An 18289-nucleotide genomic window follows, 5' to 3' on the forward strand; every position below is an offset into this window, starting at 1 on the left:
CCCGGCCCGGACACCGCCCGCACTCCCCCGGCGGGCCCCGGCGCCGAACAGCCCCGCCCGGCCCTGCCGCGCCGCCACCGCCTGCCCGGCCCGGGCGGCAGCCTTCCGCTCGGCCTGAGTACGGACCGGGCCCCGTCCCCGCTCTGGGAGGTCGCCGTCGACGACGTGCCCGTGTCGGTGAGCGCCCGCGGCGACCTGGTGGCCGTCGCGACCGCCGGAGGCACGGTCAGCGTGCTGGCCGCGGCGACCGGCGACACGCTCGACTCCCTCAGCGTGCCGGGCGGCGCCGAACGGGTCGAACTCTCCCCCGATGCACGGGACTTGGTGGCCACCGGGCCTCGCGGGCACACCTTGTGGAACCGGATGTCCGGCCGGTCGCAGCCCACCGCCGGTGCCGCCGGCGCGGGCGCCGCCTGGTCGGCGGACGGCGAGCAGGTCGCGGTCGCCGCGGGGCACCACGCGGTCGTCCTCGACGCCCTGGGCCGGGAGGCCTGGCGCACCGACGGCCGCGATTCGCCGGTCACCGGCGTCGCCTGGCTGCCGCAGGGACATCTGGCGGTGGCCGCGGACGGGCGCGTACACACCCATGAGTCCCAGACCGGGCATCCCGTCGGCAGCTATGCGTGCGCCGGCCGCGAGCTCGCGCTCGCCGTGTCCCCGACCGGGAAATGGATGTGCGCGGGCAGCGCGGACGCCGAGGTGCACGTCTGGCGCACCCCCGGCGGCAAGGGCCTCAGCGTGCGGGGCTATCCGGAGCGGGTGTCCCGGCTGTCCTTCGACGAGACGGGGTACTGGCTGGCCACGGACGGCTCCCCGGACGTGACCGTCTGGGACTTCTCGCGGGGCGGCCTCACCGACCGCGCCCCGCGCCGGCTCCGCCACCACCGTACGGTCACGGCCCTGGCCTGGCGGCCCGGCACCGACGGCCATCTGGCCACCGGCGGGCGGGACGGCGCGGTGGCCCTCTGGTACGCGACCAGCGGCCGGGCCCACTCGTATCTGAGCCCGGCGCGTCTGCTCGGCCCGGAAGGCGGGGACGGTGTGGACGGCGGGGACGGCCCGAGCGCGGTGACCGCTCTGGCCTGGGCGGGGCCGCGCCGGCTGATCACGGCGCGTGGGCACGGCCGGGTCCGCGCGCACGAAATGCCCACCAGGGCCGCACTGTAGCCGGCCACGGCCGCCCGGCCGGCCTCCAACTCCCCTGCGTGCACCTGACGTTGTGTGGGTACGAGGCAGCCAGCCGCGGAACGGGAGGCCGGCCGGTGAGATGGTTCAGGGACAGACAGCACCGGCGCGCACCCGCCACCGCGGAGGCCGACACAGCCGACACCAGCACAGGCACCGGCACCGACACCGACACCGACACCGACACCGAGGACCGTGTCTGCGACTGCTGTGGCCGGCCCCTGTCCCGCGCCGGCGCCTACGCCCTGCCCACCGAGCGGGTCACCTCGTCCCAGGCGTACTGGGAGGCGGTGTTCGCGCGTACCAAGGCGCTCGTCGAATCGCTCGACACCTCGCAGCAGTTGCAGTTCTACAGCCGGCAACTCCGCGCCACGGCGGCCGAGGAGACGCCCTGGTACGTCTGCGAGGACTGCGCCGCGTACTTCCTCTTCGAGCGGGCGCCGGCCCGGCGGCACGCCGTCGAACGGACCGTTCCCGAGTTCAACGGCGCGGTGGATCCCTCGGGTTACGTCCTGTACGCCGCCGCGGCCTGGGAGCAGGTCTTCGGCCGGTGGCCCGCCCATGTCACCCGGCACGCGGTGACGGGCCACTGCCCGCGGTGCGGCAGACCGCTGCACACCGAGGCCATCACCTCCACGGTCCCGGGCGAGGACCGGGAGATCTGCCAGCCCTGCACCGGCCGCGCCCTGCACGGCTCCGGCTGAGGGCGGCAAGGTTTAGCGGCGCTCAACTCTGGCTTAGACATTGGGCGTTGTTGGGGGCAACTGTCGACTGCGAGCGTGGGGGCCGCTGTTCCGGTCCCTCTGCGAAGGAGTTCTGACGTGCCCGTGTGCGAACAGGTGGGATTTGCCGGTGGCGGAGGCAAGCTCGCCGGACGTCTGTTCCTGCCCGATCCCGATGCATCCGATCCCGGTGCCGACGGGACCGCTCCCTTCACGGCAGTCCTGGTCGCCGGGACATGGACGTCGGTCAAGGAGCAGATGGCCGACCGCTACGCCGAGGAACTGGCCCGGCGTGGCTTCGCGGCGCTGTCCTTCGACTTCACCGGATACGGCGAGTCCGAGGGTGTGCCGCGCGACTACGAGTCACCGGAGCTGAAGGTCCGCGACCTGCAGGGGGCGGCCGACTTCCTGGCCGCCCATCCTGCCGTCGCCGCCACCGGACTCGGCGTCCTCGGCGTGTGCGCGGGGGCCATGTACGCGAGCGCTTTCGCCGCGCAGGACACCCGGGTGAACTCGCTGGCTCTGGTGGCGCCGTGGCTGCACGACCGGCGTATCTGCGAGGAGAACTACGGCGGACCGGAGGGCATCGAGGCGAAGAAGGCCGCGGCGGCCGCGGCCCGGCGCCGGTACGAGGAGACCGGGGAGGTCGTCTACGTCCCGGTGGTCAGCGGCAGCGACCCGGAGGCGGCCATGCCGTTCGCCATCGACTTCTATCTCAACCCGGAACGCGGCGGGATCGAGCAGTGGCCCAACCGGTACGCCGTCATGGCCTGGACGGAGTGGCTGGACTTCGACGCCGTCGCGCTCGCTCCGCGGCTCGAGGCGCCGACGTTGCTGGTGCACAGCGAGGGCGCGGCGATCCCCGACGGTGCCCGCCGCTTCCACGCGGCCCTGGGCGGGCCCTCGGAGTTCTTGTGGACCGAGGGCGTCCAGTTCGACTTCTACGACCAGCCGCAGCATGTCTCGCTCGCCGCCGACTCGGCCGCCGAGCACTTCGCCCGCACGCTGTGATCAACCCGGCTCCCGCCACCCCTGCCCAGGAGGTACCTCGCCATGCCCGAATCCGGCACCACCGTCGCCGCCAAGTACGCGATCGCCGAGACCTGCACTCGTATGGCCGTGCATGCCGATCGGCGTGAATGGCAGCAGCTGCGCGCGCTGTTCGCCGACAAGGTCGTGCTCGACTACACGAGCCTGGCCGGCGGCGAACCGGTCCGGCTCGCCCCGCAGGAGATCGTCGACGCCTGGACCGGCACGCTCGGCGGCTACGACGCCACCCAGCACCTCGTCGCCAACCACCTCGTCGTCATCGACGGCGACCGCGCCGTGTGCACGGCCTCCTTCCAGGCCACCCACCGCCTGGCCGCCGCCCACGGCGGTTCCTTGTGGACGCTGGGAGGCGACTACCGCTGGGAGCTGGTCAGGGCCGGCGACCGCTGGTTGATCGACACGGTGGTGATGACCGCCACCTGGGGCGACGGCAACCAGGCACTGCCCTCGCAGGCGGCCGCGTGATGGCAGTCCGGGCAACGACGTCCGGGCCGTCACGCGGCGCAGTCCGCGGCAGCTCCCACGCCGTGCTCGGCGCGGCCCTGCTCGGTTTCTTCCTCATCTCTCTGGACGCGCTGATCGTCACGGTCGCCTTGCCCGACATCGGCCGCGGTCTCGGCGGTGGCATGGCGGGTCTGCAGTGGGTGGTGGACGGTTACGCGCTGATGTTCGCCGCCCTGATGCTCTCCGCGGGCGCGCTGTCCGACCGGGTGGGCGCCAAGCGGGCGTTCGGCGGCGGTCTCGGGCTCTTCGCTCTGGCCTCGGTCGCGTGTGGACTCGCGCCCGGGCTCGGAGTCCTGGTCGCGGCTCGGCTGCTGCAGGGGGCGGCGGCCGCCGTGCTGATGCCCGCCTCCCTGGCCCTGGTCCGGCAGGGTTTCGCCGATCGGGCCGAGCGGGCGCGGGCCATCGCGATCTGGACGGTGGGCGGCGCGGTCGCGGTGGCCGCGGGACCTCTGGTCGGCGGGGCGCTGACCGCCTCGGTCGGCTGGCGGTGGATCTTCTTCGTCAACCTGCCGGCCGGTGTGCTGGCCCTGGCTCTGCTCGCGAAGGTCCCGGCGTCGCCCCGGCTTCCTGCCCGGCTCGACGGGATCGGCCAGGTGACGGCCGTACTGACGATGGGCGGGCTGACGTACGGCGTCATCGAAGGTGGTGCCGAGGGCTTCGCGCGCCCGGTGGTGGTGTTCTCGCTGCTGGTGGCCGCAGTGGCGGCGGCCGGTTTCCTCCTCGCGCAGGGACGGGGTGCGCATCCGATGCTGCCGCTGCCGCTCTTCCGGACCCGGGTGGTGACGGTGTCCCTGGTGGTGGGCTTCATGCTGAATGCCGCCTACTACGGAGGGGTGTTCGACTTCAGCCTGTATCTCCAGCAGGAGCGGGGGCAGTCGGCGCTGCACGCAGGCGTGATGTTCATCCCGATGACCGCCCTTGTCGCCGTCGTGAACCTGGCATCGGCACGACTCGCCGCCCGGTACGGCCCGCGGGTGCCGATGGTGGCGGGCCAACTCGTCGGAGCCGTAGGCCTGTTGACCCTTCTCGGCATCGGAGCGCACACGAACGTATGGGTGGTGGCGGGGCTGATGGTGCCGGTCGGTCTCGGCGGTGCGCTCGCGGTGCCGGCGCTCACCGCGATGCTGCTCGATGCGGTGCCGGCCGACCGGGCGGGCACGGCCGGCGCCGCGCTCAACACCGCGCGTCAGGTCGGTGGGGCGATCGCGGTCGCGGTCTTCGGCGCGCTGCTGGCCGGTGGGGAGTCGTTCCTCACCGGGATGCACTGGAGCGTGCTGCTCGCGGCAGCCGGACTGCTGGCGACCGCCGGAGCCACGCTGACGCTGCCCGCGGCCGGGCGGAGCAGCGGACCCGCGATGACCTGACCGCCAGGTCACGGTGATGAGATGGCCCGACCGCCGAGTCACCGTGATGAGACGACCCGACCGCCAGGTCACCGTGATGACCGGACGCACTCCAGGATGGTCTCGATGACGGCCCGCAATCCGGCCGGCCGGCGCTCGTTTCGCCACATCAGTGCGTAGTCGACGGGACCCGCGTCATCGAACGGCACATAGGCGATGCCGGGCCGGGCGTGGTAGGTCCCGGCTCTGGCCGCCGCCACGGTGGCGCCCTTGCCTGCGCCCACGAGGGACAGCACACCCTCCCAGTCGCGCGCGGTCGGGCCGTGCTCGACGCGTCGGCCGCCGGGGGTGTGAGAGGGGTAGAACTCCGCACGCCATGCCGGTGACACCTCGGCAGCCGTGACCAGGGGCAGCAGCGCAAGGTCTTCCGACGACACCGTCTCCCGCTCCGCCAGAGGGTGGGAGGTGGACACCACCAAGGCCCGGGGCTCGGAGAGCAGCACCGGGCCGATGACGACGTCGGGCTCCTCGACGGGAGGCTCGGCGATCAGCAGATCCACCTGCTTCGCCCGCAGCGCCGCGACGGCGGCGCCGTAGGTCATGTTCGACAATTCGACCGCGCAGCCCGGGTGACGGGTCGCGAAGACGTCTCCGGCACGTACGAGGAGGTCTCCCATCCACGGGGTGGTGAAGCCGATACGCAGCACACCGCTGATCTGCGCACAGGCGGCCCTGGCAGTGGCCACGGCTCGCTGAATCCCCTCGTGGGCGGGCGCCAGGTCGTCGCGGAACCGACGGCCGACAGCGGTGAGGGCGACGCGACGGCTGCTGCGCTCGAACAGCGCGCCGCCGATCTGCCGTTCAAGTGCCTTGATCGTCTGGCTGACCCGACCGGGCGAGACCCGCAACAGCTCGGCGGTCCGCGCGAAATGCAGTTCCTCGGCCAGCGTGAGAAAGGTCTCGATCTCGTACCGCTCCACGGAACTCCCCGTCCGAAACGCAGTGTGTCCTCGCGAACGCAGTGTGTCCTCGCGCCCCTTGCCAGTTCAGGCCGATGGCTCGACTTCAGGCCGACAGCTCGACGAACAGTAGATCTTCCCGGTCACAGGGGTCCAGGCCCTACCCGTCCGCCCGCGTCATTCCTGGGGCCCGTCTCCTCGCGGCGGCCCCTCCGCATACGCCAGCGGCGGCGCGATCGCCTGGGCGTCCGCGCCCTCGCCGACCCAGAGGCCGATGAACAGCGCGGCGGTCGCCTCCAGGAGCCCCGCCCTCTCCAGACCGCCGCCGGACACCGGCACGCACCCGGCGTCGGACACCAACGCCCTTGCCAGCGCCACCGATTCGGCATCGTCCCCGCACACCGGTACGGCGAGCGGCCGGCCGTCGAAGACCGGCGGCCGCATGCGCCACACATCCTCGTGACAGAGGTTGAACGCCTTCACCACTCGGGCGCCCGGCGCCGCATCGGCGAGCAGTTGCGCGGCCGACACCCCGCCCTCGGTCTGCAGCAGGAAGCCGGGGCCGACCGGGTTGGAGCAGTCGAGCAGCACCTTGCCGTCCAGTGCCGCGCCCAACTCCCGTACGACATCGGCCCCCGCGCCGAACGGCAGCGCGGCAAGCACCACCTGCCCGAACTCGGCCGCCGCCCGCAGATCGCCCGCCGCACCACCGACACGTTCCGCGAGCGCCGCGGTCCGGGCCGCGTCCCGCCCGCCGACGAGCACCTCGTGGCCCGCCCGCGCCCAGTGGGTGGCCAGGGCATCCGCCATGTTGCCCGTCCCCAGTACACCGATCCTCATCACGCACTCCTCTCCCCGTCGCACACCGGCTTCGACGCCCCGAGACCCGTCTCGTGCCGTCTCGTCCCGGTCGTTCACACCGACGCTAGGGGGCCCGTGAGGCACCATTTGGTACGTGACGACGCCCGACGCCTTCCTCGCCGACTGCCGCGCCCGCCTCGCCTTCGACCTGCTCGCCAACACCTGGAACGCCGTGGTGCTCTGGGCCCTCCGCTCCGGCCCCATGCGCCCCGTCGACCTGCGCGAACGCATCGGCGGCATCAGCCCCAAGGTCCTGAACGAGACCCTGCGCCGACTGCAGTACAACGGCCTGATCACCCGCGAGTCCCACCCCGGCGCGCCGCCCCGCGTCGAGTACGGACTCACCTCCCTCGGCCGCTCCTTCCTGGCCCCCATCGACACCGTCGGGGCCTGGGCCTTCGAGCACGGCGACGAGGTCCTGGCCGCCCAGGACGCGGCTCGGGACACCGCCCACACCGACTGACGCCGGCCGCCGCGCCCCGGGCCGGCCGTCACGCCGGCAGCGCGTGCAGCTCTCTGCGGAGCGCCTCCTACGACGCCAGGTCCCGACCGGGACAACGCCGTGCAGCAACCGGGACATGATCTGCGCAGCCGGTCGGGACGGCGGCGTTCGGCGCGCCGATGTCACGTGCGAGGCCGCTCGGCACGTCGTGACGGCAGGACGAGCGAAGAACGCGCGCCGAAGGAGCCGCAGGGATGAAGACGATCGTGGTGTGCGCCTCGAAGTCACACGGAAACACGCGCCGGATCGCCGAGCGCATGGCGCAGGTGCTCGAGGCGAAGGTGGTCACTCCTCAGGAGGCCGATCCGGCGGAGCTGGCGGAGGCCGACCTCGTGGGGTTCGGTTCGGGGGTCTACTACGGCCGCATGCACCCCGGCCTCCTGAGGGTCGTCGAGGCGCTGCCGGCGACGGCCCGGGGCGGGCGGGCCTTCGTGTTCGCGACCAGCGGCTTCCCCGAGATCCCGTTCGCCCCGTACACCCGCGCGCCCGTACGGGCCCTGGAACGCAAGGGCCTCACGATCACCGGCCGCTTCACCTGCCGCGCCCTCGACACGATGGGCCCCCTCAAACTCATCGGCGGCGTCAACAAACACCACCCCACCCCCGGGGACCTCACCACCGCCGAGGCCTTCGCCACCCGACTCCGCGAGACGTACCGACCGGCCCGCTGAACCGTTGGCTCGGCGGCCCCGGCTCACGCGCCCGCGTCGCCCGTGAGCTTCTTGATCTGGGCGTCGATCAGGCCCTTCGGGAATGCCGTCTTCTTCGGGTCGAAGGGGTTGTACGTCAGGAACATCGCCACGGTCGAACCCGAGCGTGCGTACACGAACTTCATCGGCATCTCGCTGCTCATGCCCTCGGCGACCTCCTCGCCCTCCGCCAGGTCCCCGACCAGGTCGTACGCCACGCCCTGGTCGGCGCCCTCGGGTGCCTTCGCCGTGTCGACCCGGGTGAACTCCTGGTTGTCCTCGTCCGATGTGCCCGTCGCCTTGAAACCGTCGCCGCAGTTGTCGACCGCGGTCTGCAGTGCGTCCAGCGTCTTCTTCGCGTCCGCGGCGCTCTCGTAGGAGGACAGGGCGACCTGGCTGCCGAGGCCCTCCTCGAGGCGCTTCGCCTTCGGGCCCATCACCGCGCGGCGCTCGGTCTCGGCGGCGCCGGCGGGCGCGACCTCGTTGAGGGTGTCGATCAGCGGCTGGCACTCGCTGCCGGTGGCCTTCATCCCGCCGGAGGTGTCCACCTCGTCCGGGCCCGGCTTCTCCACGACGTAGCCCTTGAGCGGGCCCGTGAGATCGGCCTTGGCGAGGAGCAGTTTCGCCAACTCGGCGGCGGACAGCTTGCGTTCGGAACCGGAGCCTGAACCGGAGCCATCGGACCCGGAGTCGTCGGACCCGGAGCCGCCGGAGTCGGAGTCCGAGCCGCCGCCGGACTCCCCCGGCGCCGACGACGCGCCCTTGCCCCCGTCCGAGCCCTTCCCGTTCTTCCCGGCGTCGTCCGAGCCGCCGTCGTCCGAGCCCGACCCGCAGGCCACCACCGAGACAGCCAGGGCCGTCGTCGCCATCGACACCCCGAGCGCGCGCCGAACGGTAGACAGCTTCACGTACACCACTCCTGACGTTCCGGTGATCGACCTGCGCCGCACCGGCGGAATCGCCGCGACGGCGATGCAAGCCGGCTGCCGCGCAGGGCCGTTGAGTCGGCACGAGGCATGCGTGCCCCCGTCCCCCGAATGCTGCCGCAAATCATCGCGCGTCCGGTGCGGTTCGCGCAGGGACTTATGAGACGAAATCGTGCACGTGTGCGGTGAGTTCCGTCACGAACGCCCCGCCGCCACCGGGGGTGACCTCCGATGACGGCGCAGCGGCCGGTGACGTGCTCCGTCAGAGCGCGGTCAGGGCGTAGACGTGGGGCGCCGAGGTGGCCTTGTGCCAGGTCGAGCCCTTCTTCCAGGCCGAGGTCTTGTTCTTGCCGCAGGCGCTGGTCGAGATGACCTTCTTGCCGTTGCCCTTCGTGCCGATGTACGCGGACGCGACGGCGCAGTAGCCGTCCCTGCGGGTGTCCTTGGCCCGGATGTTGAACTTCACGTGCTTCTTGCCGCCGATCATCTTGTGGCAGGCCTTGTACGAGGTGGTGCCGAAGTCGCTGGAGATCGAGTGCACCTTGCAGTCGACCCTGGCGATGGCGCCCTTGGTCTTCCCCGCGGCCGCCGCGGTCGGGGCGAAGGCGATACTGCTGATGGCGAGGGCGGCGGACGTGATGCCGACCGCTGCGGATACGCGCTTGCGCATGGGTGAACTCCTGTGGTCGTACGTGCAGGTGGATGAGTCGGCACCAGCCTGCCGCGGGCCGCCGGGCCAGGAGTCCCGCGCGGCCCCCGGATGGGACGTGCTGCCCGTACCACCGCCCTGACCAGCAACGCACCACGCGGCCACGGGACATCGTGGGACGCTCGGCGAGGGGGACGGGATCGACGATGAGGCTTCCGGTGACCACGCGGGCGCGGATCCTGCTGCGGGCCTGGCTGTTCACCTGGCTGCACACCTGGTTTCAGATGCCGACCTGGCTGCGTAGACCGGGCGTACGGCGCATCGTGCTGCGCGGCGCGGCGACGCTGCTGCCGGCGTCGGCCGCCGTGGCGGTGTACGCGTGGACGCACTGGTCGATGGCGGGGAGCTCCTCGTCCCCGCCGTCCACCACGGTCGCGGTGACGGTCGGGCTCGCGGGCGGCGTCGGTGCGCTCCTGGCGTACGTCCGTCTGCGGGCCGACAGCGGTGGTCTGTTCGGCGCGCTGTTCCTGGCGATGGCGCTGCTCGCCGCGGTGGCGGCCGCGGACGCGACGGCGGCCCGCAGCGGTACGGCGGTCTGTGTCGTACGGGAGGTCAGCAGCTCGGAGCAGCACTCGAGCGGCGAGGGCGGTCCGCCGTCGAAGACGGTGCACCGCATCAAGCTGCGCTGTCCGGGCGGCTATCCGACCGAGCTCAGGGACGACCGGGTCGTGGCGGCGAAGGGCGAGGAGATCCGGGTCGCATACGACCCGCGGCGCCGGGTGTCCCCGGAGGCCGCCGGCCGCAGCACGCCGTGGGGCGCGGCCGTCGTGACCCTCGGCCTGACGGCCCTGAGCACGCTGCTCGCCGCCTGGCCGCGTGCGGCGGACCGGGCGGCGGGCGTAGCGGCCGGGTCAAGTCGGCCTGGGCGACGGTGACTCGGGTCACGCCGCCGTTCGATGAATTTCGGCCAATACAAGCGGTCGAAGTTTGAATAGTTCCGATTCCGCCGCAGGTCAGAGGGTCGTTCACGGTTTCACCAACCACGCCGGCCGGTACGGCGAGTAACCGATCCGATACGCGCCGGACACATCTGAGCTGGCCGAACACCCGTGCCACCACCGGCAGTCGAGTACCGCCATCCGGAAATCGACCACCCGCATGGCGCTCACCCTCCGCACCCGCAAGACTCCTCGCCGTGGCCACGCCCCACCCACCCGCACCGATCGAAGGAGCCCCTCCATGCGTCCCCTCCTCAAGGCCATAGGCGTTGCCGCCGCCGCGATCTGCGTCGCCGCACTCTCCGCCGGCACCGCGCACGCCGGACCGGAGGCCGAGTCCACCGCCGCGAGCCTGTACGCACCCAGCGCCCTGGTCCTGACAGTCGGTCAGGGCGACGATCCGGCGACCATGGTCGCGGAGCGCGCGGCGACCCTGACCTGTACGCCGACCGCGGGCGGCACACATCCGGCCGCGGCGAGCGCCTGCGCCGAACTCTCCGACGTACAGGGCCGGTTCACCGATCTGCTCGGTGCGGCACCGGACGCCCTCTGTACGAAGGAATGGCGCCCCGTCACCGTCACCGCGGCCGGCGCCTGGGACGGCAGACAGGTCCAGTGGTCCACCTCGTTCGCCAACTCCTGCGAGATGAAGGCCGCACTCGGCGAGGGCACGGCCCTCACCTTCTGACCGAGCCGGACCGGATCGGACCACCGGACCGGACCATCGGACCGGACCGACCGAACCAGACCACCGGGGCCCGGGCCCACTCCTCCCCGGACCCCCATCCCCGCGTCCCGGCGGCCCCCGTGGGGGGAGGCCGCCGGGACGCTCCCGTCGTTCCTGCCGCCCCGCGCCGGCCGGCCCTCACCCCGCCGGCCGGCGCAGCCCCGCGATGAGGACGGCGACGAGGCGGCGGGCGTCGTACGACGGGTCGTTGCTCGCGCCGACGCACAAGTTGCCGACACCGCGCATCAGTTGGAGGCCGCCGAGGTCCGCGAGGTCGCGGCGGACCTCGCCGGACTCGACGGCCGCATCGAGCAGTTCGCCGCAGACGGGCACCAGCCGGTCGAGGAAATAGGCGTGCAGGGCCTCGAAGCCGGAGTTGTCCGACTGGAGCACTCCGGCCAGTCCGTGCTTCGTGACGAGGAAGTCGACGAACTGGTCGATCCACTGCTCCAGGGCGGCGTACGGAGTGCGGCTGCTCGCCAGCAGGGCCGGACCGGCCTCGGCGCAGGCGTCGACCTGGTGACGGTAGACCGCGACGATGAGGTCCGCCCGGGTCGGGAAGTGGCGGTAGATCGTCCCCATGCCGACGCCCGCCTCGGCCGCGATGTCCCGCACCGGTGCCTCCACGCCCGAGGCGACGAAGACGGTGGCGGCGGCATCGAGCAGCGCCTGCTGATTGCGCCGGGCGTCCTTGCGCCTGGGGCCAGGGCGCACGCCCGTGGGCTTGTCCGCTCCCGGCGTCTCTCCGGCCTGGCCGCTGGCACTCACGCGTCGATCCCTTCCGTTCCCATTCCCGAGTTCTGCTCTCGCGTCTTGCAAAGCGGAACGACGTTCCGTATCGTCGTACTGGAGCGATGCTCCGTTTTCCTGATTGTGGCAGAGCCGCCCCGAAGTGCCACACCCCACCTCCCACGAGAGGCACAGCCATGCCCGAACCGATCCCGCCGACCTTCCTGTCCGCCCAGCCGGTCACCCTGCCCGCCCGCCCGGGGCGCGGCGAGGACCTCCAGGTCAGGGTGTCCGCGCCCGCCTCCGGGGACGACCTGCCGGTGATCGTCTTCTCGCACGGTTTCGGACAGTCCCTCGACTCCTACGCCCCGCTGGCGAACCACTGGGCGGCCCGCGGTTTCGTGGTCGTACAGCCCACCCATCTCGACTCCCGCCGCCTTGCCGTCCCGCCGGACGATCCTCGTACGCCCCGTGTCTGGCGGATACGGATCGACGATCTGCGGCACGTACTCGACGAACTCGACACCCTGGTGGCCGCGGTGCCGGGCCTGGCCGGACGGGTCGCCCTCGACCGGATCGCGGTGGCCGGCCACTCCTGGGGAGCGCAGTCGGTGGGCACCCTGCTCGGCGCGCGGGTCCTGGACGCCGGCGGGGTCCCGGGAGAGGACCTGTCCGACTCCCGTGTCACGGCCGGTGTGCTGCTCGCCGCGGCGGGTCTCGGGGACCAGCTGACGCCGTTCGCCCGCGAGCAACTGCCGTTCATGACACCGTCGTTCGCCACCATGACCAGGCCGGCCCTGGTCGTCGCCGGAGACCACGACCAGTCGCAGCTCTCCACCCGCGGCCCCGACTGGTTCACCGATGCGTACGTGCACAGCCCCGGCCCGAAGAGCCTGCTCACCCTGTTCGGCGCCGAGCACTCGCTGGGCGGGATCAGCGGATACGACGCGGCCGAGACCACCGACGAGAGCCCGGCCCGGGTCGCCCTTCTGCAGCGGTTGACCACGGCCTATCTGCGCAGCGCCCTCGACCCCGGGGACACCTCCTGGAAGAGCGCGGCCGCGGCGCTCGCGGAGGACGCCGAGCCGATCGGGAGCATCGACTCCAAGTAGCGGGAGCATCGACTCCACGTAAATCGACACCAAGTAAGGGGCGCCGACGGCCGGGCGAGGCCCTGACTGCGCACTGCCGTCCGCCCCGTAAACCGGTGGAGCCGGCCGCACCGCGGTGATTGCATGAGCCGCATGGTGTCCGCCGACCGTCTGCTCGCCTTCGCGGCGATGTCCCTGCTCCTTATCGTGATTCCCGGCCCCAGCGTGCTGTTCGTGATCGGGCGCGCCCTGGCCCAGGGCCGCCGCGCCGCGCTCACCACCGTGGCCGGGAACACTGTCGGGGCGTACCTCCTCGTCGTGGCCGTCGCATGCGGCGTCGGGGCGATCGTGGAGCGCTCGCTGCTCGTCTTCACCGCGCTGAAGCTGACGGGCGCCGCCTATCTGGTGTTTCTCGGCGTCAAGGCCTGGCGGGAGCGCGGTTCGCTGCCGGCGGCGGTGGCGGGGGTGGACGCCGCGCAGGGCGGCAGGCGGACGTTCTGGGAGGGGTTCGCAGTCGGGGTCACGAACCCCAAGACGATCGTGTTCTTCGCCGCCGTACTGCCGCAGTTCGTCGACCGCGGACAGGGTCATGCGGTGAGCCAGATGCTGCTGCTCGGCCTGGTCTTCAATGTCATCGCCATCGCCTGCGACATGACCTGGGGTCTGGCCGCCGCCTCGGCCCGCGACTGGTTCGCGCGGTCACCGGGACGGCTCTCCCTGGTCGGCGGCGCCGGCGGCCTCACCATGATCGGCCTCGGCGTCACCGTCGCCGTGACCGGCCGCAAGGACTGACGGCTCCGGAGCGGTACTTCAGGACTCCGCGGCAGCCGGCGCGAGTACGCACAGCTCGTGCCCCTCCGGATCCGTCAGGCACACCCATGGGACATCGCCCTGCCCGAGGTCGAGGTCCTGGGCGCCCAGCTGCTTCAGGCGGTCCACCTCCGCCGACTGGTCCTCGCCCGGATACGGCAGCAGATCGAGGTGCGCGCGGTCCGGGACGGTCTTCCCGCCGGGCGTACGGAGAAACTCAAGGTAGGGGCCGACGCCTTCGGCGGAGCGCAACACCGCCCGGTCGTCGGCCACTTCGTGCAGCGTCCAGTCGATGCCCTCGCCCCAGAACCGGCCCATCGCGCGCGGATCCTCGCAGTCCACCACCACCGCGGCGATCGGCCCGGTGTCCCGGTAGTGCTCCTCGGGCGCGAGCACACAGAACTCGTTGCCCTCCGGATCGGCCAGGACCACCCACGGCACGTTGCGCTGCCCGACGTCGACCGGCGTCGCACCGAGCGACCGCAGACGCTCGACGAGCTCCGCCTGATGCTCGGCCGAGGTGCTGGCGAGATCGATGTGCAGCCGGTTCTTCGTCGCCGTCTTGGGTTCCGGTACGGCCACGACGTCGATGCAGACCGCCGAGGCGTCCGGCCAGACGAAGTCGCCGCCCGGTTCCACATTGGCGACCCCGGGGCCCTCGCTCGACATCTCCCAGCCGAGCGCGTCCGCCCAGAAGCGGCCGACCGCCGCCTCGTCCACGGCCTTGAAGTTCACTTGTACCGGTCGCAGTGCCATGGCGCCGATCGTAGGGGGCGTCTGCGGAGTCCCGTGCGGTGCTCGCGGTGTCACGGTGCTTGCTGCCGCGGCCATGCCCGGCACTTGCCATTCCGCGTCGGCGCAGTGGCCGAGATACCGGTGGAACCGCTCCTCGGGGCCGAACAGGAACCGCAGGGCCGGGCTCAGAGCCGGTCGAAGAGGGCGCTCAGGGTCCGGGTCTCCTCCGCCGAGAGGCGGTCGGTGAAGTGGCGTCGTACCGCCGCCTCCAGAGCCGGGTGTACGGCGCTGACGGCCCGGCGGCCGGTGTCGGTGAGGTGGACGGTGACGCCGTTCGCGCGCTCGCGGGTGACGAGTTCACGCTTGCCCATGCGGGTGAGCTGGTGGGAGACGCGCGTGCGGTCCCAGCCGAGGGACGCGGCGAGTTCGCTCTGCCGCAGGGAGCCGCCGGCCTTGTCGAGCGCGGAGAGGATCGTCAGATCGGGCTCGGAGAGGCCGGACGCCTCGGCGGTGTCCGCGATCACGCGCGCCCGGACCAGTTCGTGCGCGCGCTTGAAGGCGGACCAGAAGTCGACGGGGTCCGATGGCCGGGCTCCGCCGCCCGCTCGCCGCGTTGACATATCAACGAACCTCTTCCTAGTCTGGCCTCAGTGTTGAGATATCAACGCTAACAGGCGACTGCGCCGGGCCCGCCCCGGGCCGGCTCGACTCCGAGAAGACTCCGAGAACACTCCGCGAATGCTCCGAGAAGACGGGTGGATGGGGACCATGAGAGCCATCGTGTATCGCGAGAACGGCGGCCCCGAGGTACTGGAGTCGGTCGACCGTGAGACGCCGGCGCCCGGGCCGGGCGAGGTGCGCGTCCGGATCGCCGTGTCGGGCGTCAACCCGACGGATCTGCAGGCGCGTTCGGGCGCGGGCCGGGTCGCGCCGCCCTTCGCCGAGGTCACTCCGCATCTCGACGGCGCCGGTACGGTCGACGCCGTGGGCGAGGGGGTGGGCGGGGGCCTGTTGGGCCGGCGGGTGTGGGTGTACATGGCGGCCGCCGGGCGCCCGACCGGTACGGCCGCCGAATACGCCGTCGTACCCGCGGAACGCGCCGTACCGCTCCCCGACGAGGCCGGCTTCGACGTCGGCGCGGCCCTCGGCGTGCCCGCACTCACCGCACACCGCGCGCTGACCGTGGCCGAGGACGGGCCGAGCAGGCTCCGGCCGGGGGCCCTGGAGGGCAGGTGCGTCCTGGCCGCGGGCGGGGCGGGGGCCGTCGGGCACGCGGTGATCCAGCTCGCGCGGTGGGCCGGCGCCACCGTCCTCGGCACGGTCAGCGGACCGGAGAAGGCCCGGCTCGCGACGGCCGCCGGGGCGCACCACGTGATCAACTACCGGGAGGGGGATCCGGCCGCCCGGATCCGCGAGATCGCCCCGGACGGTATCGACCTGGTCGCGGAGGTCGCGCTCGGCGCCAACCTCGGCCTGGATCTGGCCGTACTGCGACCGCGCGGCACGATCGCGGCGTACGCCGACGACGGATCCGGCGGCAGGCCCGTGGAGCTGAACGCGACCAAGGCCATGGTCCTGAACGCGCGTCTCCAGTTCCTGGTGCTCTACACCGCGGGCCCCGAGGCACGCGCCGCAGCCGTGGCGGACGTCACCGCCGCGCTCGACGCCGGCGCCCTGCCGGTGGGCGAGCAGCACGGCCTGCCGCTGCACCGCTTCCCTCTCGACCGTACGGCCGACGCCCACCGGGCGGTGGAGAACGCGACGACCGGCAAGATCCTGGTGGACGTCGCCTGACGCGCTGGTGGAGAGTGGTTCCCGACCAGCGTGGATGCGGGCGTCGGCGAACGGCGATGACCGCATCGGCGGACGCGGAAGAAACGAAGAAGCGCGGAAGGAACGAGGCGGCCGATGGGCACCAGACGTCAGCTCGAAGGGCTGCCCGAGGACGCCGATCTGCGGCGCGCGGACTCGCTGGCGCGGGAGATCTTCTCGGACGTCGCCAACAAATGGGCGCTCCTGATCATCGAGGCCCTGGGCGATCGCACCCTGCGCTTCAGCGAGCTCCGCGACGAGGTGGACGGCATCAGCCACAAGATGCTCACCCAGAACCTCCGCATGCTGGAGCGCAACGGCCTGCTCGACCGCAGGATCCACCCCACCGTCCCGCCGAAGGTCGAGTACACCCTCACCGGGCCGGGCCGCGCCCTGCGTACGACGATCGACGCCATGTGCGCCTGGACCCACCGGAACCTCACGCACATCGAAGCGTCCCGCAACCGCTTCGACACCTGAACTGCCGGGCGCAGGCTGCCGATCGCCACCTCCCGGTCGCCGGCTGCCGATCGCCGGGCGCCGGGCGCCGGCGCGTCAGTCGTTGGCGTGGCGCATGGCCCAGTACCCCAGGAACAGGCCTCTGTTCGTCCAGCACCAGCCGATGATCGCCGCCACCAGTGCCAGCACCGTGATCTTCCGTGCCCGTGACATGACCGCCGCCCCTCCGTGCGCTGCCCTCAACCATCCGTCAGGCTAGGGCATGCCCTAAGGGGTGACAGGCGCGCCATGGGCGGTTGGTCAGTGAGGAGTTGGTCCGTGCGATGACTCAGGACGAGGTCGAGATCCGGGGGCTGATCGAGCGGTGGGCCGGGGCCGTGCACCGGGGCGAGATGGATGCCGTGGTGGCGGACCACGCGGACGACATCGTCATGTTCGACGTACCGCCGCCCCATGAAGGCATCCGTGGCATCGACGCGTACCGCGCGGCCTGGCCGCCGTTCTTCGAGTGGCAGGCGCACGGCGCGACGTTCGACATCGAGTCCTTGGACGTCACCGCGGGCGAGGACGTGGCGTACGCGTACGCCCTGCTGCGCTGCGGAACCCCGGAGGAGTTCGCCGAACGGCCGGAGAACCGCCTCCGCCTCACCCTCGGCCTCCGCAAGGAGCAGGGCCGCTGGATCGTGGCCCACGAACACCACTCCTTCCCGTACACCGACGCCGGTTGAGCCGGCTGCCCGCGCCGGCTCGACCCGGGTGGGTCAGCCCTTCGGGCCTTTCCCGGGGCGCAGGGCGTCCAGGACCAGGTCGAGGAGGGTCGCGACCCGTTCCGGCGAGTCGGTGACCGCCGTCGAGTGGAAGACGCCGAGGAGCATCAAGGTGACGTCGCCCGGGTCGATGTCCGAGCGCAGCGTCCCGGCTTCCGCGCCGGCGCGGAGCATCAGGTCGATGGTGGACGTGATGCGCTCCCGGGTGGTCGGGGTGGCGATGCTGCCCGTGGCCCAGCCCGCGCGCAGCGTCTCGTACACGGTGCGCTTGATCTCGAAGAACTCGGCGTACCGATTCATCCAGGCGCGCAGCGCCTGAGCCGGTTCGAGCTCGGCGAGGAGTCCGGGTGCGCAGGCGACGACCGTGTCGAGCTCGGTGGCGTAGAGCGCCTCGACGAGTGCCTCGCGGGTGGGGAAGTGGCGGTACAGGGTGCCGATGCCGACGCCGGCCCGGCGGGCGATCGCGTCCATCGACGCGGTGCCGGGCTGCGCGGCGAAGGCGTCACGGGCGGCGGTCAGGAGCCGGGCGCGGTTTCTGCGCGCGTCGGCGCGGGCGGGGCGGCGCGGGGACGATGCCGCTGCAGCTGCCGCTGCTGTGCCGCCTGATTCGGTCCCGCCTGATTCTGTTCCGCCTGATTCTGTTGCGCCTGATTCGGTCCCGCCTGATTCTGTTCCGGCCAAAACGGAGGCCCTCCGGTTAGTGGTACGGTCGGCTGTGCGAGAGAAACGGAGTGACTCCGTTTCCGCCTCCTCCATCGTCCCACGCGTACG

At 72.2% G+C, this 18289-nt stretch carries 22 protein-coding genes; 14 read left to right on the forward strand and 8 right to left on the reverse strand.

Annotated elements, in window-relative coordinates; all coding sequences use genetic code 11:
* From DY218_RS04065 to DY218_RS04085, 5 genes are all read left to right on the forward strand, one after another.
* On the forward strand, positions 1-1167 hold a 1167-nt coding region (locus DY218_RS04065), incomplete at its 5' end, for a WD40 repeat domain-containing protein (RefSeq protein WP_325051964.1).
* A gap of 95 nt (positions 1168-1262) precedes the next feature.
* Positions 1263-1889, forward strand: a complete 627-nt coding sequence (locus tag DY218_RS04070) for a hypothetical protein (RefSeq protein ID WP_128554509.1) — start codon at positions 1263-1265, stop codon at positions 1887-1889.
* A 117-nt stretch (positions 1890-2006) separates the two neighbouring features.
* Positions 2007-2918: an alpha/beta hydrolase gene (locus tag DY218_RS04075; protein WP_128554510.1), complete on the forward strand. Its 912-nt coding sequence runs from the start codon at positions 2007-2009 to the stop codon at positions 2916-2918.
* Between the two features lie 42 nt (positions 2919-2960).
* Entirely contained in the window at positions 2961-3422 is a 462-nt protein-coding gene (locus DY218_RS04080) for a nuclear transport factor 2 family protein (protein WP_128554511.1), read from the forward strand.
* Positions 3422-4825: an MFS transporter gene (locus tag DY218_RS04085; protein ID WP_128554512.1), complete on the forward strand. Its 1404-nt coding sequence runs from the start codon at positions 3422-3424 to the stop codon at positions 4823-4825. Before DY218_RS04080 ends, DY218_RS04085 begins: the two co-directional genes overlap by 1 nt.
* A gap of 68 nt (positions 4826-4893) precedes the next feature.
* On the opposite strand, the gene DY218_RS04090 is transcribed toward DY218_RS04085, so the two are convergent.
* Together DY218_RS04090 and DY218_RS04095 are read right to left on the reverse strand one after the other, a co-directional pair.
* On the reverse strand, positions 4894-5784 hold the full coding sequence (locus tag DY218_RS04090) for a LysR family transcriptional regulator (RefSeq protein WP_128554513.1): 891 nt from the start codon (positions 5782-5784) through the stop codon (positions 4894-4896).
* Between the two features lie 156 nt (positions 5785-5940).
* The gene (locus DY218_RS04095) at positions 5941-6603 is read right to left on the reverse strand and encodes an NADPH-dependent F420 reductase (protein ID WP_128554514.1); all 663 of its coding nucleotides are present in this window, start codon (positions 6601-6603) and stop codon (positions 5941-5943) included.
* Positions 6604-6718: 115 nt separating this feature from the next.
* Between DY218_RS04095 and DY218_RS04100 the strand changes: the two genes are divergently transcribed.
* Positions 6719-7087 (forward strand): winged helix-turn-helix transcriptional regulator, encoded by a 369-nt coding sequence (locus DY218_RS04100; RefSeq protein WP_233521349.1) that lies wholly within the window; start codon positions 6719-6721, stop codon positions 7085-7087.
* Positions 7088-7320: 233 nt separating this feature from the next.
* The gene (locus tag DY218_RS04105; protein WP_128554516.1) at positions 7321-7797 is read left to right on the forward strand and encodes a flavodoxin family protein; all 477 of its coding nucleotides are present in this window, start codon (positions 7321-7323) and stop codon (positions 7795-7797) included.
* A gap of 23 nt (positions 7798-7820) precedes the next feature.
* On the opposite strand, the gene DY218_RS04110 is transcribed toward DY218_RS04105, so the two are convergent.
* Both DY218_RS04110 and DY218_RS04115 read right to left on the reverse strand, forming a co-directional pair.
* On the reverse strand, positions 7821-8723 hold the full coding sequence (locus DY218_RS04110) for a hypothetical protein (protein ID WP_128554517.1): 903 nt from the start codon (positions 8721-8723) through the stop codon (positions 7821-7823).
* 280 nt (positions 8724-9003) lie between these two features.
* Complete coding sequence (locus tag DY218_RS04115; RefSeq protein ID WP_128554518.1) at positions 9004-9411, reverse strand: hypothetical protein; 408 nt, start codon at positions 9409-9411, stop codon at positions 9004-9006.
* A gap of 185 nt (positions 9412-9596) precedes the next feature.
* Here DY218_RS04115 and DY218_RS04120 point away from each other — a divergent pair, with 185 nt between their 5' ends.
* Complete coding sequence (locus DY218_RS04120) at positions 9597-10325, forward strand: hypothetical protein (protein WP_147336120.1); 729 nt, start codon at positions 9597-9599, stop codon at positions 10323-10325.
* 304 nt (positions 10326-10629) lie between these two features.
* On the forward strand, positions 10630-11076 hold the full coding sequence (locus DY218_RS04125; RefSeq protein ID WP_128554520.1) for an SSI family serine proteinase inhibitor: 447 nt from the start codon (positions 10630-10632) through the stop codon (positions 11074-11076).
* A gap of 177 nt (positions 11077-11253) precedes the next feature.
* Here DY218_RS04125 and DY218_RS04130 read toward each other — a convergent pair whose 3' ends face one another.
* Positions 11254-11829 (reverse strand): TetR/AcrR family transcriptional regulator, encoded by a 576-nt coding sequence (locus DY218_RS04130; RefSeq protein WP_128554541.1) that lies wholly within the window; start codon positions 11827-11829, stop codon positions 11254-11256.
* Positions 11830-12041: 212 nt separating this feature from the next.
* Here DY218_RS04130 and DY218_RS04135 point away from each other — a divergent pair, with 212 nt between their 5' ends.
* Together DY218_RS04135 and DY218_RS04140 are read left to right on the forward strand one after the other, a co-directional pair.
* Positions 12042-12956 carry an alpha/beta hydrolase family protein gene (locus DY218_RS04135; protein WP_128554521.1) on the forward strand — a complete coding sequence of 305 codons (915 nt, stop codon included), beginning with the start codon at positions 12042-12044 and terminating at the stop codon, positions 12954-12956.
* A gap of 123 nt (positions 12957-13079) precedes the next feature.
* A complete protein-coding gene (locus DY218_RS04140; protein ID WP_199566626.1) occupies positions 13080-13727 on the forward strand; it encodes a LysE family translocator in 648 nt (215 codons plus the stop codon).
* Between the two features lie 18 nt (positions 13728-13745).
* Here DY218_RS04140 and DY218_RS04145 read toward each other — a convergent pair whose 3' ends face one another.
* Both DY218_RS04145 and DY218_RS04150 read right to left on the reverse strand, forming a co-directional pair.
* Positions 13746-14501: a VOC family protein gene (locus tag DY218_RS04145; RefSeq protein ID WP_128554522.1), complete on the reverse strand. Its 756-nt coding sequence runs from the start codon at positions 14499-14501 to the stop codon at positions 13746-13748.
* A gap of 164 nt (positions 14502-14665) precedes the next feature.
* Positions 14666-15100 carry a MarR family winged helix-turn-helix transcriptional regulator gene (locus DY218_RS04150; RefSeq protein WP_128554523.1) on the reverse strand — a complete coding sequence of 145 codons (435 nt, stop codon included), beginning with the start codon at positions 15098-15100 and terminating at the stop codon, positions 14666-14668.
* Positions 15101-15248: 148 nt separating this feature from the next.
* Here DY218_RS04150 and DY218_RS04155 point away from each other — a divergent pair, with 148 nt between their 5' ends.
* The 3 genes from DY218_RS04155 (at position 15249) to DY218_RS04165 (ending at position 17479) form a co-directional block, all read left to right on the forward strand.
* Positions 15249-16274 (forward strand): NADPH:quinone reductase, encoded by a 1026-nt coding sequence (locus DY218_RS04155; protein WP_128554524.1) that lies wholly within the window; start codon positions 15249-15251, stop codon positions 16272-16274.
* 114 nt (positions 16275-16388) lie between these two features.
* The gene (locus DY218_RS04160; protein WP_128554525.1) at positions 16389-16772 is read left to right on the forward strand and encodes a winged helix-turn-helix transcriptional regulator; all 384 of its coding nucleotides are present in this window, start codon (positions 16389-16391) and stop codon (positions 16770-16772) included.
* A 302-nt stretch (positions 16773-17074) separates the two neighbouring features.
* Positions 17075-17479 (forward strand): YybH family protein, encoded by a 405-nt coding sequence (locus DY218_RS04165; protein ID WP_128554526.1) that lies wholly within the window; start codon positions 17075-17077, stop codon positions 17477-17479.
* A gap of 33 nt (positions 17480-17512) precedes the next feature.
* Here DY218_RS04165 and DY218_RS34810 read toward each other — a convergent pair whose 3' ends face one another.
* Complete coding sequence (locus DY218_RS34810) at positions 17513-18199, reverse strand: TetR/AcrR family transcriptional regulator (RefSeq protein WP_407703548.1); 687 nt, start codon at positions 18197-18199, stop codon at positions 17513-17515.
* Positions 18200-18289: the final 90 nt, after the last annotated feature.

The organism is Streptomyces triticagri, assembly GCF_003429565.1.
Lineage (GTDB): Bacteria > Actinomycetota > Actinomycetes > Streptomycetales > Streptomycetaceae > Streptomyces > Streptomyces triticagri.

What these genes read in the sequence shown, in the direction of transcription:
- DY218_RS04080 (WP_128554511.1), top strand. Translation starts at nt 2,961, where the DNA reads ATGCCCGAATCCGGCACCACCGTCGCCGCCAAGTACGCGATCGCCGAG.
- DY218_RS04085 (WP_128554512.1), top strand. Translation starts at nt 3,422, where the DNA reads ATGGCAGTCCGGGCAACGACGTCCGGGCCGTCACGCGGCGCAGTCCGC.
- DY218_RS04095 (WP_128554514.1), bottom strand. Translation starts at nt 6,603, where the DNA reads ATGAGGATCGGTGTACTGGGGACGGGCAACATGGCGGATGCCCTGGCC.
- DY218_RS04105 (WP_128554516.1), top strand. Translation starts at nt 7,321, where the DNA reads ATGAAGACGATCGTGGTGTGCGCCTCGAAGTCACACGGAAACACGCGC.
- DY218_RS04115 (WP_128554518.1), bottom strand. Translation starts at nt 9,411, where the DNA reads ATGCGCAAGCGCGTATCCGCAGCGGTCGGCATCACGTCCGCCGCCCTC.
- DY218_RS04120 (WP_147336120.1), top strand. Translation starts at nt 9,597, where the DNA reads ATGAGGCTTCCGGTGACCACGCGGGCGCGGATCCTGCTGCGGGCCTGG.
- DY218_RS04125 (WP_128554520.1), top strand. Translation starts at nt 10,630, where the DNA reads ATGCGTCCCCTCCTCAAGGCCATAGGCGTTGCCGCCGCCGCGATCTGC.
- DY218_RS04135 (WP_128554521.1), top strand. Translation starts at nt 12,042, where the DNA reads ATGCCCGAACCGATCCCGCCGACCTTCCTGTCCGCCCAGCCGGTCACC.
- DY218_RS04140 (WP_199566626.1), top strand. Translation starts at nt 13,080, where the DNA reads ATGAGCCGCATGGTGTCCGCCGACCGTCTGCTCGCCTTCGCGGCGATG.
- DY218_RS04145 (WP_128554522.1), bottom strand. Translation starts at nt 14,501, where the DNA reads ATGGCACTGCGACCGGTACAAGTGAACTTCAAGGCCGTGGACGAGGCG.
- DY218_RS04150 (WP_128554523.1), bottom strand. Translation starts at nt 15,100, where the DNA reads ATGTCAACGCGGCGAGCGGGCGGCGGAGCCCGGCCATCGGACCCCGTC.
- DY218_RS04155 (WP_128554524.1), top strand. Translation starts at nt 15,249, where the DNA reads ATGAGAGCCATCGTGTATCGCGAGAACGGCGGCCCCGAGGTACTGGAG.
- DY218_RS04160 (WP_128554525.1), top strand. Translation starts at nt 16,389, where the DNA reads ATGGGCACCAGACGTCAGCTCGAAGGGCTGCCCGAGGACGCCGATCTG.
- DY218_RS04165 (WP_128554526.1), top strand. Translation starts at nt 17,075, where the DNA reads ATGACTCAGGACGAGGTCGAGATCCGGGGGCTGATCGAGCGGTGGGCC.